The organism is uncultured Paraglaciecola sp. (assembly GCF_943787955.1).
Taxonomy (GTDB): domain Bacteria; phylum Pseudomonadota; class Gammaproteobacteria; order Enterobacterales; family Alteromonadaceae; genus Paraglaciecola.
The window spans coordinates 96,741-113,578 of record NZ_CALSOK010000019.1 but is presented as its reverse complement, the minus strand read 5'-3'; the positions used below and the strand labels follow the sequence as shown (position 1 = coordinate 113,578).

The following is a 16,838-nucleotide window of genomic DNA, read 5'->3' as shown; positions in this document are numbered from 1 at the left end:
AAATGTCCTAATGTGCAGGATGAAAATCAAGGTGTCCGCCAATTCGATAGCGGTTACCTGGATGATATAAACGGGCATAACTCACTATGCCTTTGCTTGAATAAGTGCGGCGACTCATTTTCAAACAGGGTTGAGTGATATCAATAGCCAACACAGCGGCTAATTCTTTATCGGGCGATATAGCTTCAACAGAATGATCGGCCTGAGTGAGAGGCGCTACTTTGCTCAAATAATGATTGGCGGTAGTCTGAGTAAAGTCTTGTTGGATATATTCGGGCGCTAAGGCAGGATTAACCAAGCGGTCTTCTAATTGAATAATCAGACCATTTTCCATATGCACGACTTTAGTTTGAAAAATCACACTGTTGACTGCCACTCCTAACCACACACTTTGTCGTTCAGATGCATGTAGTGTATCCACACCTAACACTTTGTTTGAATAACGATGCCCACGCTGGGTGATCTCGTCGTCTATACTGCGTATTTCAAGAATCGAACTCATGGGTCTGCTGTCAGAAACAAAGGTACCGATACCTTGAGAACGGGCTAAAGTCCCTTCATTCACTAACTCGGTCAAAGCGCGGCGAGCGGTCATACGACTCACGCCAAAACTGGCTGCCAACTGATTTTCTGACAGTACTTTGTCACCCGGGCGCATGTCGCCAAGTTCAATTTTGTCTAATAATGCAGACTTAATTTGGACAAATCTGGCTTGCACCGAAGATTTATTATTCATCATCAACCACTTCAGTATGTAAGAATAAATTGATATTAATACACTTGTACATACTTGTATATACAAGTATGTACAAGTAAACTCATGTGCAGATAAAAAAAAGGGTACAGGCTATGACTAAGCAATGTGACGTAGTAATAGACAATGTGCGCATTGCTTCGATGCAAAAAAATGGCAACACCTATGGCATTCTCACTGGATCTTCGGTCGCCATAAAAAACGCTAAAGTACTTGCCATATTCGATGCATCAGAAGAATCATATGAATCGACTCAAAAATACGATGGCGAAAATAAGTGGTTACTTCCTGGATTTATTGACTGTCACACTCATCTTGTTTATGGCGGCAATAGAGCCAACGAGTTTGAGCAACGCCTACAGGGTAAAACCTACACAGAAATAGCCCAACAAGGTGGCGGCATTCAAGGTACGGTGAATGCCACCAGAGCAGCATCTGAACAAACACTCCTCAGCAGTGCCATTAAGCGTGCTGCAAGATTGGCAGAAGAAGGGGTGACCTGTATTGAGGTGAAGTCGGGGTATGGTTTGGACTTGCATACCGAATTAAAAATGCTCAAAGTCGCCAAACATATTGCTGAATATTTACCTGTTAATATCGTTACCACTTACCTGGGTGCTCACGCAGTGCCTAAAGAATACCGTTCAAGTCCAGATGACTATGTACAATTTATTTGCGATCAGGTGATACCTGTTGTCGCTCAACAACAATTAGCAAACTGCGTCGACGTATTTTGTGAAAGCATTGGTTTCTCACCCACACAATGCCGCAAAATTTTTTCAGCCGCTCAAACACACGCACTCGATGTGAAGGCTCATGTTGAACAACTTTCTGATTTGAAGGGTGCCAAACTTGCCGCTGAATTTGCTGCTATTTCTGTCGATCATATTGAATATTTAGACCCTAAAGATATCCCCGCATTAAAACAATCAGGTACGGTTGCGGTGTTGTTACCCGGCGCATTTTATTATCTGAGTGAAACTCAAAAACCGCCTGTAGCGGCACTTAGGGCTAACAAGGTGCCTATTGCCATAGCCACCGATTTAAATCCTGGAAGTTCACCTATTGCATCCATTTTAACCATAATGAATATGGCGAGTGTGTTGTTTGGTTTGACACCAGAAGAGGTACTGTATGGTGTTACCCTTCATGCCGCAAAAGCACTGAACCTACCAAACAAGGGGCAAGTTAAAGCGGGAATGGATGCAGACTTATGTTTATGGGACATAGCACATCCGTCAGAGCTGGTGTATGCCATTAACCAGCATCGACCTTCTGCTAAGTGGTTTGCTGGAAAGTGGTGTTAAGCATGATGACAACACTCGATAAAACATACCAGTGGCAAGGCCGCGAAGATACTGAAGAGGGTCAACATGGCCTACGATGGCATCAGGTGATGAATAACCAGAAACAAACCAAGAGTTGTAGTTTACTGGGTTTTGAATGTGACTTAGGTGTGGCTGCCAATAAAGGTCGAGTAGGTGCAGCAAAAGGCCCAAATGGAATACGTCATGCATTAGCCAACCAAGCCTGGCATGCAGACTGTAGTTTATGGGATGCGGGCAATATCGTTGCTGCATCACACTTGGCCGATGCCCAACATCACTATGCCCAGCAAATCGCGCAAAGCCTTAATCAACACTCATTTGTTATTGGCTTAGGAGGTGGACACGAAATGGCTTGGGGCAGTTACCAGGGTTTGACTCAGCATCTTGGGGCTGAACCCAACAAAAAAATAGGTATTATTAATTTTGATGCGCACTTTGATCTGCGTAATCCTTCTAAACAAACCAGTTCAGGTACGCCTTTTAGACAGATTGCCGAATATTGCCAAACTCATCAGAAGCCGTTTGATTATGCGTGTTTAGGGGTCGCTGCAGCATCCAATACCTCGGCACTTTTTGCCTATGCCAAACAAACCAAAACACGCTATCTGTTGGATATTGATTGCAACCTTAACGCCGCCAAACAATTACTTGAGCCAATGTTAAAAGAAGTCGATGAGCTTTATGTCACTGTTTGCCTGGATGCATTTCCGGCAAGTATTGCACCTGGCGTCAGTGCACCCAGCGCGTTAGGTATTTCAGTAGAATTTGTGATCAACATGCTGCATTGGATAGCTCAGTCACAATCTGCTTTTGACTACAACTGGCGCCTGGCAGATATTGCCGAGATGAATCCCACCTATGATATTGACAACAGAACCGCCAAGCTCGCAGCAAGGCTTATTTACGAAATATTGGGCTCTACATTTAACTCGCTAGTATAGTTACTCAAGACCCACCCCGAAGAAGATATGCGTAAAAATACCCTCAAAGGTCAGCAGCTGTTTTTATAATTGACCAGGGGCAATACGCAATTTATTAGCGCTTACCCGGTTGATAACGCTCGACAGCCCGTTTCAACACATCTTCTTTGTAATAAGCCACATCTTTGAATTGCCCTTGGGCATAACGTTGCGCCTGATCGTAAAAATGCGGCGATGCAGGATCACCACTTTGGCCGCCGGCCAACAATGATTTTGCTGTTACCTTATCGCCAAATTCCACCACCGCGACAAAACTATTACCCCGATAGCCATAAAGTTTTTTACTGCCATTGACACTGCGTGCGCCAAAAGCAGCTAGTGCACCCCAGCGCCCTGATGCCATACCGATGGGAATACTCGGTTGTGTGTCATCCGCTGGTAAGTCAATCTCGCCTGTAAGCCTTTGAAGTCGGTTGATGTCACCCCAAGGGGTATTCCATTGCCCAAAATCTGCAGTCAACTTTTGTACTGCCGAATCAAAGATGGTTAATCTCTGTGAGCGCGGCGAGCCATTACCAAAATATTCGATCATTTGCATAAAGCTTTTATCTTCAGGGCGTGTGCCTTGTGCCAAATATTGCATACCGTAATAATGTGCTAGAGACATAGCAACAGAGTCTACTGATACACGATAATCCCATTGGCGCAAAACATTAATGGGTTCAGCTAACGCTTTGCGCGGCTTACTTGATTTGTCATATGCGGTAATAAGACCAGATATCAGTGTTTTAAAGCCGGGTAAGTAGGGGTCATAAGCCACTTCAATTAACTTATCTAACGTAAAATCAGATTGACCGGTTAGCACTTGAACCGCATGTATACCTCTGAAATTTTCAGGATCGGGTGCCATATAAGTCGGATAATCTTCAGCCTTAGGACTGAATTCAGCAGCAGCAGTAAAGGGAGTGGAATTAGCATTTTGGATCCAGCCATTAGCGGGGTTAAGTATGCTGATGGTTTCATCGACTGTGTGCAGACCCTTCCAGTCTGTCTTTTTGTTAGAGCCATTCACCGGCTGTGAATAATCAAAGTTGGGATCGCGCTTAGGGATAAAATTACCGTGATAATAAGCGATATTGCCATCAGCATCAGCATAAACGGTGTTGTTTGATGAGTTGGTGCGCATATCCATCATATTACGAAATTCGTCATGACTAGCGGTTTTTGTGCGGGTGAATGACTGCTGTAAGGCATTCACAGGATCCCAATTTATCCTTGTTGTTACCCATTGCCCATTCAGCATATGCGTGACTGGCCCGTGATGGGTGCGAAAAGTAGGAAACGTTTTCAGTTTAAACGTGTCGCCATCCCGATACTTCAAGGTGACAGTTGAGGTATCAACCTTCAATTCGTCACCTTCATATAGATAATAGAAATCCTCGCCACGTGCAATAATGCTTTCAAGATATTCATCCATAAAATCTACATGGGTAGAGGTGTGCATCCATCCATTTTTTTCGTTAAATCCCTGATAAACAAAAAATTGCCCCCAGGTCACTGCACCATAAGCATGTAAACCTTCTTCGCTGACCACATGCACTTCTGGACGAAAGTAAAAAGAGGTGTGGGGATTGATCAATAACATAGCATCACCCGATTGGGTCAACTTACCCGAAATAGCAAACCCGTTTGAACCGCTAGGCTCAGCCATAGCCAAATCTGGCGTATCGGTGTGATCAGCCCTGTCCCTATAAAAAGCAGCTACGCCTTCCACTGAAATTTGTTCAATATCCCCACCTATCGAACCTTCAGAAAAAAACATCGGCATCCAAGGTTCAAATTGCGTCAGTAAAGCTGGTTTCACATTGGGATGTGTAGCCAAATAATAATTGAGACCATCAGCAAAGGCATCACACAAAGCTTGAAGTGTTGCAGGAGAATTTTGATAGGCTAATTTTGCTTGTTCGATACTCATAAATAAGCGAGCACGCAAGTCACTATACAAGGCTTTTTCGCCTTCTACTTCTGCCAGTCTGCCGATAGCCCAAATGTAATTTCGCTCTACCCGCTTAAAGTCGTCTTCTGCTTGGGCATACAACAAACCAAATACAGCGTCTGCATCTGTCTTACCATATATATGTGGCACCCCAAATTCATCACGAATAATCTCGACCCGCTCAGCTCTGGCGGTTAATCGGTCAATTTCGCTCATGGTTGGCGGCGGTGGCGGTGGCGATGCACATCCACATACAAAAAGTATGAATAGCACACCAAAAATAGATTTTAAATTAAAGCGATGGGGCATAAATAATCGATTAAAAGCTTGTCGGCAACATGATGCTAACAAGCAGTTTACAAGAAGTACAACAATACCCGAACTGTATAAATAATCATCAATTCGGCTCGACATTAGTATCGTATTTCCGTATGATGCGCGGCTTTGTTTACCTGATGGCTTACCCATTTGGCAAACATATCGATTAATTTTCTATTTCTGGACGAACTACTTTTGATTTCTACTGCAAATATCACCATGCAATTTGGCGCTGCGCCTTTGTTTGAAAACATCTCGGCTAAATTTGGCCACGGCAATCGCTACGGACTGATCGGTGCAAACGGTTGTGGTAAGTCCACATTTATGAAAATTCTCAGTGGAGACTTAGTGCCAAGCGCCGGTAATGTGTCTATTACGCCTGGAGATAAAGTCGGCACACTGAGCCAAGACCAGTTCGCCTTTGAAGAATACACAGTAGTAGACACCGTTATCATGGGTGATACTAAACTTTGGAAGGTCAAACAAGAACGTGATGCTATCTACTCAAAGCCAGAAATGAGTGAAGCAGACGGTATGCATGTAGCAGAATTGGAAACCCAATTTGCTGAAATGGACGGTTACACAGCAGAGTCAAGAGCCGGTGAAATTTTATTACAGGCCGGCATTGCTGAGCACTATCATTTTGGATTAATGGCACAGGTAGCACCTGGTTGGAAATTACGGGTTTTATTAGCGCAAGCATTATTTTCTAATCCAGATATTTTGCTGTTAGATGAGCCAACCAACAACCTTGATATCTATACTATCAATTGGCTTGGAGGGGTGCTTAATGAACGCAAATGCACCATGATCATTATTTCTCACGACAGGCACTTTTTAAATTCAGTGTGTACCCATATGGCCGATATTGATTACGGCGAATTACGCATTTATCCGGGTAACTATGAAGCTTATCAAGCGGCATCATCATTAATTCAAGAACAATTACACACAGAAAATGCCAAGAAAAGCGCTGAAATAGATGAATTACAAGCCTTTGTGAATCGTTTCTCAGCCAACGCATCAAAAGCTAAACAAGCCTCTTCCCGTGCTAAGAAAATGGAAAAAATCACTTTAGATGAAGTGAAATCATCCAGTCGCCGCACACCCAAAATAATGTTGAAACAGCATAGAAAATTACATCGCCAGGCATTGATCCTCGAGCAGCTGAGTCATGAATTTGATGACAAGCCTCTGTTTAACATCGCGGACTTAATTTTAGAAGCTGGCGCAAAACTAGCAATAATTGGTGAAAATGGTTCAGGTAAAACCACCCTATTACGTTGTTTAATGGATGATTTACAAGCTACCAGTGGCGTAGTTAAATGGTCTGAAAATGCCAGCATAGGTTATTGCCCACAAGACAGCACCGCTGATTTCGATACCGATCTGACCTTGTTTGATTGGATGTCACAGTGGCGTACCCCAAAACACGATGATTTAGCCGTACGGGCATTATTGGGTAGCTTATTATTTACGGCTGACGATTTTAATAAAAAAGCCAAGGTTTGCTCAGGTGGAGAGAAAAACCGCTTATTGTTTGGTAAATTAATGATGTCAGACATAAATGTATTGATAATGGACGAACCCACCAACCATATGGATATGGAAGCGATTGAAGCGTTAAACAACGCCCTCAAAAAATTCGACGGCACACTTATTTTTGTGAGTCATGATAGAGAGTTTGTTTCGTCTTTGGCCACTCGGGTTATTGAAATTACAGATCACGAAATCATTAATTTTCAAGGTACCTACAACGAATATTTGTCGAGTCGCGAAGCAGCATTAAAGGTAGCGTAGTTTACAGTTAACCACTGGCAAAAGGCGTCTCGATAAAATACAGTGGGTAAAAACAAAAAGAGACGCGCCATGCAAACTCACGATGCTTCGCCACTAAATGATTTTATTGAGTATCCACCAGCAGAAATGCTGGTGCGCTCTGAAGCATTTTATACTGATATCAAACGTCGCCATAGTATTCGCAAATTTAGTGATCGTCCGGTCGCTAAAACTATCATCGAAAACTGCATTAAAGCCGCAGGGACTGCCCCTAATGGTGCCAATCATCAACCTTGGCATTTTGTCGCTATTCACTCACCAAACGTTAAAACACAAGTGCGCGAGCATGCCGAAGCGCATGAAAAAGGCTTTTACCAAGGTCGTGGTGGAGATGAATGGTTAGACGCGCTCAAACCATTAGGCACTGATGCTGATAAACCTTATTTAGAACATGCTCCTTGGCTCATTGCTATTTTCAGTCAAAAAAATACCCAGCACCAAGACGGCAATAAACAAAGCAACTACTACGTGCATGAGTCTGTAGGTATTGCAACAGGGTTTCTCATCAATGCCTTGCATCACTCAGGCTTGGCAACCCTTACTCATACACCTAAACCCATGAGTTTTTTATCCAAAATCTGCGACCGTCCAGATAATGAACGCCCCTATATGTTGTTGATTGTGGGTTACCCCGCAGAAGATGCCACTGTGCCACGCCATGCGAGTAACAAAAAGCCACTCAATGAGATAGCCACCTTTATGTAACATAACAGTACTTTTTGACTGCTTCCTAATGATGCATATAATAAGTGACGAACACTCAATAAAACACCCCATTTAAAGCTAATAGTGTCATTGAACAGAAGGCTGAATTATTAATTCCCATACAGGCCGAGATATTTTCAGCTTAAGGGACAATTTAGTTCTATTTGAACACGCTTTAAAACTTGAACAACAATACGACATCACTATTACCCATGAAACCCAACGTTCTAGTCCCACGTTCAGTACATTCGATACCGAAAAAATTATCAAAGCATTACCAGAAATAAAATTGAACTTAGATATTAGCCGCTGGATGGTGGTACATGAGTCTGACTTAAGTGACCAATTATCTCGTCTGGAAAGTGTTTTTCCACACGTGTTTCACATTCATGGGCAAGTAGGTTTTGAAGAAGGCCCACAAGTCATTAATCCTCAAGACAAACTGTGGGCAGGCCATTTAAAAAACCATGTGAATTTATGACAAAAAGTGATTAATTTTGCAAACAATAGAGGTCAAAAAACCTTTACTAGCACCCCAGAGTTTGGTCCCTTTCCCTTCGATCATGTGCAATCTAATACGCAGCAACCTTTAACTGACATTTGGGCTGCGAATAATTTCATGCAACAACATTTAAAAAAGAAGCTTATGTAATATTTATAGGCGGTTAGTTAGGCATCACTGGCAGTGTCAGAGCTAATAAAATAACCGATTTAGGTGAAGCCTGCTGGGTCACCGATTAAAAATCAGGCTCTTCTAATGTGCCGTCGGCATGTTTTGCAAAACGTCCTTTGGCATCGAAATGCACGGGGGCATGACTCGGCCAAGGCCAACCACCAAACTGGTTTTTGCGGTAATCAGAGAATGCTTGTTGAATTTCCTGCTCAGTGTTCATGACAAATGGACCATACCGAGCAATAGGCTCATTAATTGGGCGACCTTGTAGCAATAAGAATTCACATGCTTCATCTGCAGAATGTAATATCACATCAGCATCTGAAATTAACTGCACACCTTGTTGCGATTTAATCGGCGTTTTTTCAACCGTCGCTGCTTGACCCTTATAAAAATAAAGCACACGGTTCAGCCCTGCACCTGAGGCTGGCAAGGTAAATTGCGCATGGCTAGGCATTTTAATATTCCACACCCACACTCCATTTTCTGGATCATTAGCCCATGATTTTGGTGGAGGTGAGGGTGAATGATACCCATTAAACTCCCCTGCGATAATTTTAACAGTATTGACCTTGCCTTTGACATCGGCACATTCCACAACGGGAATATCTTTAGTCCAAAACATAGCGAAGTGTGGTGCCACCATTTTGTTTTTTGCCGGAAGGTTAATCCAGATTTGAAATAACACCATTGGGTTATCTTGCTCTTCATTCACCAAGGGGAACATTTCAGAATGCTGAACACCTTTACCAGCAGTCATCCACTGAGTGTCACCACCACCATATCGACCGGCGGCATTCAATGAATCAGCATGATCGACTACCCCCTCATTAACGACCGTAATGGTTTCAAAACCGCGGTGCGGGTGAGCAGGAAACCCGGGGACAGTGTCACCGTGATACATATTCCAACCATCTAGGGAATTGAAGTCTTGCCCAATATTGCGCCCAGCCAGTGACGCTTTAGGACCAGATTTTCCGTTACCTTTTGGGAAATCATCTTTGTGAAACACACAAAATAAAAAGGAATCCTGAGTTTGCCAAGGAAAGTCTAGATCAAATACATTAATAACAGACGACATACTTTTCATTCCTATTTAACCTAGTACGGATCAACAGTGGCATATCCTTCAAAACCACCCGACATTACGAATTGTCTAAGCTCCAATTTCAAATTTACAGATGCAACCCAAGTATCAGAACACAATAAAACGGTCATCAATAAGGCAGCTCAAAAATTAACGCTTTAACATTCTCTTCACCTATTGATTTAAAGACCAGCTTTACTTCATCGGTGATCTTAAATCCATCTCCAGGCCCAATTTCAAACCCATTGATATCTAATTTCCCGCTGATTAAATGTAAATACTGATTGGGAAGCGTACTGGTTAAATGGGTTGACTGTCCTGCACTTAAAATCAATTGATACAAATGTATATCTTGTTTCACCTGCAAAGTATCGTTTGCCCCATTTGGACTAATAACATGTGTTAACCCTTCATTCTGTTCAAAGTCTTTTTGCTGATATCCTGGCGCTTGCCCTTTTATATTGGGTTCAATCCAAATTTGCAAAAATTGCAGTATGCCTGTGTTTGAATGGTTGTATTCGCTATAGGTAATTCCACTTCCTGCTGACATCAATTGAAACTCGCCCGAGGGCAAGGTCCTGACATTTCCTTGGCTGTCTTTATGGACGATATCACCTTGAAGTACATAACTGAGTATTTCCATATCTTGGTGGCCATGTGTGCCAAAGCCCATGCTAAGCTGAACAATATCTTCGTTGATCACTCTGAGTTTTGAAAAGCCCATATGTACTGGGTCATAATAATTTGCAAAAGAAAAACTATGCTGGCTTTTTAACCATCCATGATCTGCGCTGCCCCGTTGTGATGATTGTCTTAAAACGAACATATTAGCTTCCTCTATTAAATTATTAAGTAAAGTATACTGGCGTTATTGAACAAAAAATAACGCAATAATTAGCTTAGTTAGTTCTATTTTTTAGAATAATTAGTGGCAGTAACTACTGAGTTGGGCAAAGCACTGTATGCGCATAAATAAAATACCCAGCAACACAAAACCACACAACATATCTAATACACTTATCTTTTAGTCGGGAGCAACGGAAGTCAGAAAATAAAGTGTGACGGATATCAGTGACGTTGAGACAACATATTGAGGTTAAATAAATTATCTAGATAAGCATATTACAGACTGCGTTGGGTTATGGGTATCTTGCCAGATATAAAGGCATATCAAACAGTTCACTTTGTGGTGGAAAACGATTTAAAGTTACCCTTCACCGGAAAAGTCAGCTACTCAAGCTTCAATTGAATTATTGTATAAAATCACTTCGTTTCCTGATGCATATCCACACAATATTGCTGCTCTGGACACGTTTAAAGTAGATATATACAAATTTTCTGCATAATGACCTTCAGTGGTAGTCACCATCACCGCGCCTACTTTGTGGCCAGTATCTTCAACATGCTGTTTGAATTTTTCGAACGAGTCTGTAATGAGACTACGCCCTAATCCAGTACCACCGTATTGAGGGTCTACAGCAATCTGTTCAAGTTCAATGATAGTGGCCTCTCTAAAGCCATTTTTCACACACCACAGGATATAGCCGGCAATCACACCTTGCTGTTCCACTACATAATACACACCACGGGGGAATGAATTGAACGATGACGTTATCCATACCAAGTGATCGCGTTCATGTACAAAGCACTTCGAATATATTTGTGCGATGGAGTCAATATCGTGTTCAGTAGCGGTTCGAATATTCATAGTTTTCCACAATGTGAGTTGTTTATAATTTGCCTAATGTCACTTACAGAAACAGGGATATCAGCAGGCAACTGGCTAATCCTGTCAACGAGATCAAGGTGGTCATTACTGTCCAGGACTTTAGTGTGTCTTTCTCACTCATGCCAAGGTAACGACTTACCAGCCAAAAACCCGAATCATTGACATGTGAAAGAATGGTTGCACCTGATGAAATGGCAATCACTAATAAACCTAACATCGCAGCAGACAAAGGTTGCAACTCTAAAACCGGTGCGATGAGACCGGCTCCCGTGATCATGGCTACCGTTGCTGAACCTTGCGCAATACGGGTTATAGCGGCAATTAAGAACCCTAAAATAAGCACTGAAAATTGTGCTTCAATAAACACCGAAGCCAACATTTGACCTACTCCAGAATCAATCAATACCTGTTTAAATGCCCCACCAGCCCCAGTAATCAGAATAACGACACCAGCCGGCTCTAACCCTTTATTAGCAATATTAAGCAGTGAGTGTCGACTTAAATCACATTTTGTGTGGGCAATTAACATTGCCAATATAGTGGCAATCGTTAAGGCTACGAATGGATGTCCTAAAAATTTAAGTGTGGCTAATAAGTGACTATCTTGAGGCAGTACAAAAGGCGCGGTAGTCGCTAACATTATGAGCAGTAGCGGTAATAAGATAATGGAAGCCACCCAGGCAAAACTTGGGGAAGACACATCAGAAGGCTTGTCTTGGGTATTATGTGCATCCTGAACAGCGATAAATATTCTTTTTGCAATGAATTTGCCAAACAATGGGCCTGCGATAATCATGGCAGGGATCCCTGTTAATGCGCCAAACAAAATAACCCAGCCCAAGTCGGCATTAATCAATTCAGCCACGGCAATAGGTCCTGGTGTTGGCGGGATAAAACTATGGGTGATAGCCAACCCTGCTAACAACGGAATGGCGTAGTATAAAAGTGAGCGCCCAGAACGATTTGCCAGCCCGTATAACAAGGGTGCCAGTATGATAAATGCCACATCAAAAAAAACCGGTATCGCGACAATAAAGCCTGTGATACCTAAACTCCATTGCACTTTTTCAGGGCCAAAAGAACGCACTAAGCTGCCAGCAATGCGTTCAATTCCGCCAGAGCTTTCTAGTATCTGACCGAGAATAGCCCCCAGCCCTACCACAATGGCCACAAACCCCAACGTACCACCCATACCATTTTTAATGGAGTTGAGAACATGTTCCGGTTCCAGTCCAGAACCAAGCCCAACCAACAAGCTGGTGATCAACAAGGCTAAAAAAGCGGGTACTCGAAGGGTGATAACAAGAAACAGTAATAAGGCTATTCCCGCTCCCGCCACAAAAAACAAACTCATATCCATAAAAATACCTTAATTATGTTTGCCTTATACTTTCTTTAAACCACTTAAGAATTGTCGATTTGAAGGTAATGCACTGAGCAATTTTTCGGTGGTATGCAGGGTTTCATTACGCAATCGTTTTACCATTGACGCTTCTTGCCCCCCCAAATTACATTGTTCCCTAGCGGTGTGAAAGTCCATTCCATAAAGCACGTATTGCTTACTGGCAGACGAAAATAATTCCAAACGCTGGTTCGATTCATACAGACCCGGCGCTTGAGTTCGCCATAAAGACAACGCGTCTTGCAGACTTTCAGGAATAGAGTCTAATTGTTGATGGGCTCGCCAATATTCACTATCTTGGCGGCTTGTGAGTACATAATGCAACTTCAAAAAGTCGATTATTTCTTGCCATCGCTGAAAGGTAAGCAGATTAAATCTTTTTGCCAGCACCGTCATAGCACCTCGCTCACGAGGAAGCTGTTGACTGATCCACTCAGCTGACTTTTCAATCAACACCAAGGCGGTGGCTTCTAAGGGCTCTACAAATCCCGCCGAAACACCAATCGCCACACAGTTTTTATGCCAGAAAGTTTCTCTATGGCCTGGGGTAAATTTGATTTTCCGAGGGCTTAATTTCTGTTTGGCAAGAAAGGGATCATTATGCACGTATTTAAGTAACGCCTGTTCTGCTTGCTTATCATCGGTAAAGTCACTGGAAAACACATGACCAATACCCCGTCTATTTTGCAGAGAAATGTCCCAAACCCAGCCACTTTTTTGCGCGCTTGCCACTGTACACGACGCTATAGGCACCTCATCTGAAGCGTGATCTACCTGCAACGCCAGTGCAGTATCATTAAACAAAATATGCTGTTTCGATATAAATGGGATCTCATAATGTTGACCAATCAATATGGCAGCAAAACCACTGCAATCTATGAATAAATCACCCTCAATATGTTCACCACCGACTAATACAATCGATGCAATATCACCATTCTCTGCCGGGAGTACATGCTCTACATGCCCTTGAATGTATTGTACGCCAAGCTTGTCAACACAATGCTGGTGCAGCATTTTTACAAATTTCCCCGCATTCAGGTGGTAGCCATAGTTCAAAGCAAAAGCATATTCAGGCATTTGTGGGGTTTTAGGTGCTAAATTTTGTTTGCAAATAGTGCCCTGCGCACACACCCAGCTTTCAAAATCAATGTCTTTAGCTGTCGCTGACCAATGCTCAGCTATATTCACTGCACCATAACCAACTGGTGCTGTGAACGGATGGTAGTAATGTTCATTTTCACCGTCCGACCAATCAACAAATTTGGACGCCTGCTTAAAACTAGCATCGCAACAAGACAGAAAGGTGCGTTCAGATATACCTATTTGGCGCAAGGTATCGCGCATCGTAGGCCAAGTTCCTTCACCTACCCCCAAATTTTTAACGTCAGGTGACTCGACCAGAATCACTTCAGTTTCTTGGGTTAAGGTGTTTTCAGTGATTTTTCCTGCGCAATGTTTTGCAGCAATAATACCGGCGGTTAACCAACCAGCCGTGCCACCACCAACAATCACTACCCTCGTTTTCATATTTTACCTATCCTGAGCAGGGCAATAGCGTTGAATAAAATCTCCATGCGCCGGCATTTGCGAAACAGCGTTATCGATCATATTTCTTAGGGTCATCATTTGTTGCTTCAATCCATCTGCTGGCAAAACACGGCCTGCATCATGGTGCTGCTTGGGCATCAGCCCCTGCCCCATCATGACTTGTACCCATGAATCTACTCGGAACAAACCCACATCATCAGGCCATGCATAACCATTTTCACGAAACATTGCCATGCGATGCACAAGAGAGTCAGGCACTGCCATAGTGCGATAATGATCCCAAAACTTACTGTCATTACGTTGAGTCTGGTGATAATGCAAAATAACAAAATCACGAACTGTCTCAAGTTCTAACTGAGCCTCACGATTAAACTGTTCTGCCAGCATGGTTGTATTGCCACCAAAAGGAAATAACTTCATGAGTCGAAGTATTGCAGTGGTGACCAGATGAATACTGGTTGATTCTAATGGCTCTAAAAACCCGCTAGACAGTCCAATGGCAATACAGTTTTTATGCCACGCTTTTTTACGCCTACCTGTTTTAAAACGAAGTTGCCGTGGCTCTGTGATTGTTTGACCGGTAAGATTGGCTAATAAAGTGTCCTGGGCTTTATCATCAGACAGAAACTGACTGGCATACACAATGCCATTACCCACTCGATTTTGCAGAGGAATACGCCATTGCCACCCTGCTGAATGAGCGATGGCTCGAGTATAAGGACGAGGAGCTTCTACTGCCTGCGTTTGCACCGCAATGGCACTATCGGCGGCCAGCCAATGACTCCAGTCTTCATACCCCACATCCAAATTATCGCCAATGAGTAATCCTCGAAAGCCAGTGCAGTCAATAAACACATCGCCTAATACTGGTTCGCCATCCTCCAATAGGAGCGATGAAATATTACCTGCTTCATCGTTTTGTACTTGCTTGATACGACCTTCTATACGTTTGACACCGGCTTTTTCACTTTTCTGCCGTAAATAGGCAGCGTAAGCTGTAGCATTCATATGATAAGCAAAGTTAACCGGTTTCTTACCAACCATGGTGGAAAATTTATTGGCTTTGGCGGCTTTTAATTCGAGACAATATTCATCCAAGCTACCGCCAAAACCCTGGGCTTTAGCTTCCATCCAGAATTCATGAAATTCAGCCATCCAGGAACGTTGACCGATTTCACCGAAAGAGTGGAAAAAACTGTCACCCTGTTGGCCCCAGTTATCAAACTGTATCCCCAATTTAAAGGTGGCCTGGGTGGCAGCCATAAACTCCTTTTCATCAATACCGATTAAGCCATGAAATGTGCGCATGGTAGGAATGGTGGCTTCTCCCACTCCCACTGTGCCAATTTGGTCAGACTCGACCAGGGTGATGTCCAATAGCTTACCGAGACGAGTGACCAGGCTAAATGCCGTTAACCAGCCCGCTGTTCCGCCCCCTGCTACTACGACTTTAGTTTTTGCATTCATGTTTATATTTTGTCTCTTATCTTCAGCGGTTTAAATTGTTACGCAACATTGCGCGCAAACGCCTACTTAAATTATGGTCCATGGTTGCCAATGCCCCATGGCTCTGTGGCGGCAAATGGTCTCGGACCTGATCAGGGTCGGCAAAAATGTAGTAGTCAAATAACGCTTTCCATGCTGCCGTTTCACTTGACGGGCGGTCTCTTACACTGAGCATGGCATGCATTAACGCATCCATTGGATTACCCAAGTAAGGTGGAACCGTCATCCACCAAAAATTAATCATCGCATTGAAGCGATCAAAAGCCTCGACTTCATGCCACCACATACTCGGGTAATATAAGCTGTCCCCTGGTTCAAGATCGACAACATAGGCATTTTCTAGGGCCTGTTTTAAACGTGGAAAACGTGTGAAGTCTGGTTTGCTTAGATCTGTCAGTGTGACCACTTGCCCACCAGGTGTTGGGGTTAATGGCCCAGGATATAAATTGTGCACTTGCTCTGGAGCAAACAAGGTAAAACGTCGTCTGCCCACCACGCAACAAGCGATATTTTTGGGCTGATCAAAATGGGCCGCAGCAACAGATTCTGTGCCTAACCAGATTTTGGCAACTGGCTGATTCTGCGTGAATTCGGGATGCTCAAAAGTCAGGTTATGGCTCTCACTTAACGCAGGAAAACCTTCGTTTAACTTAAGTGAATTGATATAGAAGTAATCATGCTGTTGCTGCGTCAATTGACTGCGAATGGCATTAAACACCTCAACAATGGTAGTTCGCTCACTGGAATAGTTAAAGCCCGTACAAGATTTGTCATAACCAAAGCGTGCTTTTATTTCAGGTGGCCCTTTGTAAACTAGCATCGGACGTTGACTGTCATGCTGTTCTAATTGTTCCATTACTTTGTCAGGTGATTGTTGCCCCGCTTTGACCAAAGGCCAATCCTTAACCAGCCCTTTTAAAATGACAGGTTGTTCCTGTGCAAACAGCTCATCAAAGGGAATGCAATCTGGCGTTATGCCTTCCAGTACTTTTACTTTATTTTGTTTTTTTATCACGCAGGCTGTGCCTTA

Annotated in this window: 14 protein-coding genes; 5 read left to right on the top strand and 9 right to left on the bottom strand. The window is 43.1% G+C overall.

Annotated features, from left to right (window positions below):
- Positions 1-7: 7 nt before the first annotated feature.
- Positions 8-739 carry a histidine utilization repressor gene (hutC, locus tag Q0Y52_RS17055; RefSeq protein ID WP_297823735.1) on the bottom strand — a complete coding sequence of 244 codons (732 nt, stop codon included), beginning with the start codon at positions 737-739 and terminating at the stop codon, positions 8-10.
- Between the two features lie 110 nt (positions 740-849).
- On the opposite strand from hutC, the gene hutI reads away from it, so the two are divergent.
- Positions 850-2,061 (top strand): imidazolonepropionase, encoded by a 1,212-nt coding sequence (gene hutI, locus Q0Y52_RS17050; RefSeq protein ID WP_297823734.1) that lies wholly within the window; start codon positions 850-852, stop codon positions 2,059-2,061.
- 5 nt (positions 2,062-2,066) lie between these two features.
- Positions 2,067-3,023, top strand: coding sequence for a formimidoylglutamase (gene hutG, locus Q0Y52_RS17045; protein WP_297823754.1), 957 nt, complete (start codon positions 2,067-2,069; stop codon positions 3,021-3,023).
- Positions 3,024-3,117: 94 nt separating this feature from the next.
- Here the strand turns inward: hutG and Q0Y52_RS17040 are convergent, their stop codons facing one another.
- A complete protein-coding gene (locus Q0Y52_RS17040; RefSeq protein WP_297823733.1) occupies positions 3,118-5,412 on the bottom strand; it encodes an acylase in 2,295 nt (764 codons plus the stop codon).
- A 99-nt stretch (positions 5,413-5,511) separates the two neighbouring features.
- Here Q0Y52_RS17040 and Q0Y52_RS17035 point away from each other — a divergent pair, with 99 nt between their 5' ends.
- From Q0Y52_RS17035 to Q0Y52_RS17025, 3 genes are all read left to right on the top strand, one after another.
- Positions 5,512-7,116, top strand: a complete 1,605-nt coding sequence (locus Q0Y52_RS17035; RefSeq protein ID WP_297823753.1) for an ABC-F family ATPase — start codon at positions 5,512-5,514, stop codon at positions 7,114-7,116.
- A 69-nt stretch (positions 7,117-7,185) separates the two neighbouring features.
- Complete coding sequence (locus Q0Y52_RS17030) at positions 7,186-7,860, top strand: nitroreductase family protein (RefSeq protein ID WP_297823732.1); 675 nt, start codon at positions 7,186-7,188, stop codon at positions 7,858-7,860.
- 289 nt (positions 7,861-8,149) lie between these two features.
- Complete coding sequence (locus Q0Y52_RS17025; protein ID WP_297823731.1) at positions 8,150-8,341, top strand: hypothetical protein; 192 nt, start codon at positions 8,150-8,152, stop codon at positions 8,339-8,341.
- Between the two features lie 256 nt (positions 8,342-8,597).
- Here Q0Y52_RS17025 and Q0Y52_RS17020 read toward each other — a convergent pair whose 3' ends face one another.
- The 7 genes from Q0Y52_RS17020 to Q0Y52_RS16990 form a co-directional block, all read right to left on the bottom strand.
- The gene (locus Q0Y52_RS17020) at positions 8,598-9,614 is read right to left on the bottom strand and encodes a pirin family protein (protein ID WP_297823730.1); all 1,017 of its coding nucleotides are present in this window, start codon (positions 9,612-9,614) and stop codon (positions 8,598-8,600) included.
- 136 nt (positions 9,615-9,750) lie between these two features.
- Positions 9,751-10,446, bottom strand: a complete 696-nt coding sequence (locus Q0Y52_RS17015; protein WP_297823729.1) for a pirin family protein — start codon at positions 10,444-10,446, stop codon at positions 9,751-9,753.
- A 408-nt stretch (positions 10,447-10,854) separates the two neighbouring features.
- Positions 10,855-11,328: a GNAT family N-acetyltransferase gene (locus Q0Y52_RS17010; protein WP_297823728.1), complete on the bottom strand. Its 474-nt coding sequence runs from the start codon at positions 11,326-11,328 to the stop codon at positions 10,855-10,857.
- Between the two features lie 43 nt (positions 11,329-11,371).
- The gene (locus tag Q0Y52_RS17005) at positions 11,372-12,709 is read right to left on the bottom strand and encodes a gluconate:H+ symporter (RefSeq protein WP_297823727.1); all 1,338 of its coding nucleotides are present in this window, start codon (positions 12,707-12,709) and stop codon (positions 11,372-11,374) included.
- A 24-nt stretch (positions 12,710-12,733) separates the two neighbouring features.
- Entirely contained in the window at positions 12,734-14,281 is a 1,548-nt protein-coding gene (locus Q0Y52_RS17000; protein WP_297823726.1) for a tryptophan halogenase family protein, read from the bottom strand.
- A gap of 3 nt (positions 14,282-14,284) precedes the next feature.
- Positions 14,285-15,769, bottom strand: coding sequence for a tryptophan halogenase family protein (locus tag Q0Y52_RS16995; RefSeq protein WP_297823725.1), 1,485 nt, complete (start codon positions 15,767-15,769; stop codon positions 14,285-14,287).
- Between the two features lie 22 nt (positions 15,770-15,791).
- On the bottom strand, positions 15,792-16,823 hold the full coding sequence (locus Q0Y52_RS16990; RefSeq protein ID WP_297823724.1) for a cupin-like domain-containing protein: 1,032 nt from the start codon (positions 16,821-16,823) through the stop codon (positions 15,792-15,794).
- Positions 16,824-16,838 lie beyond the last annotated feature (15 nt).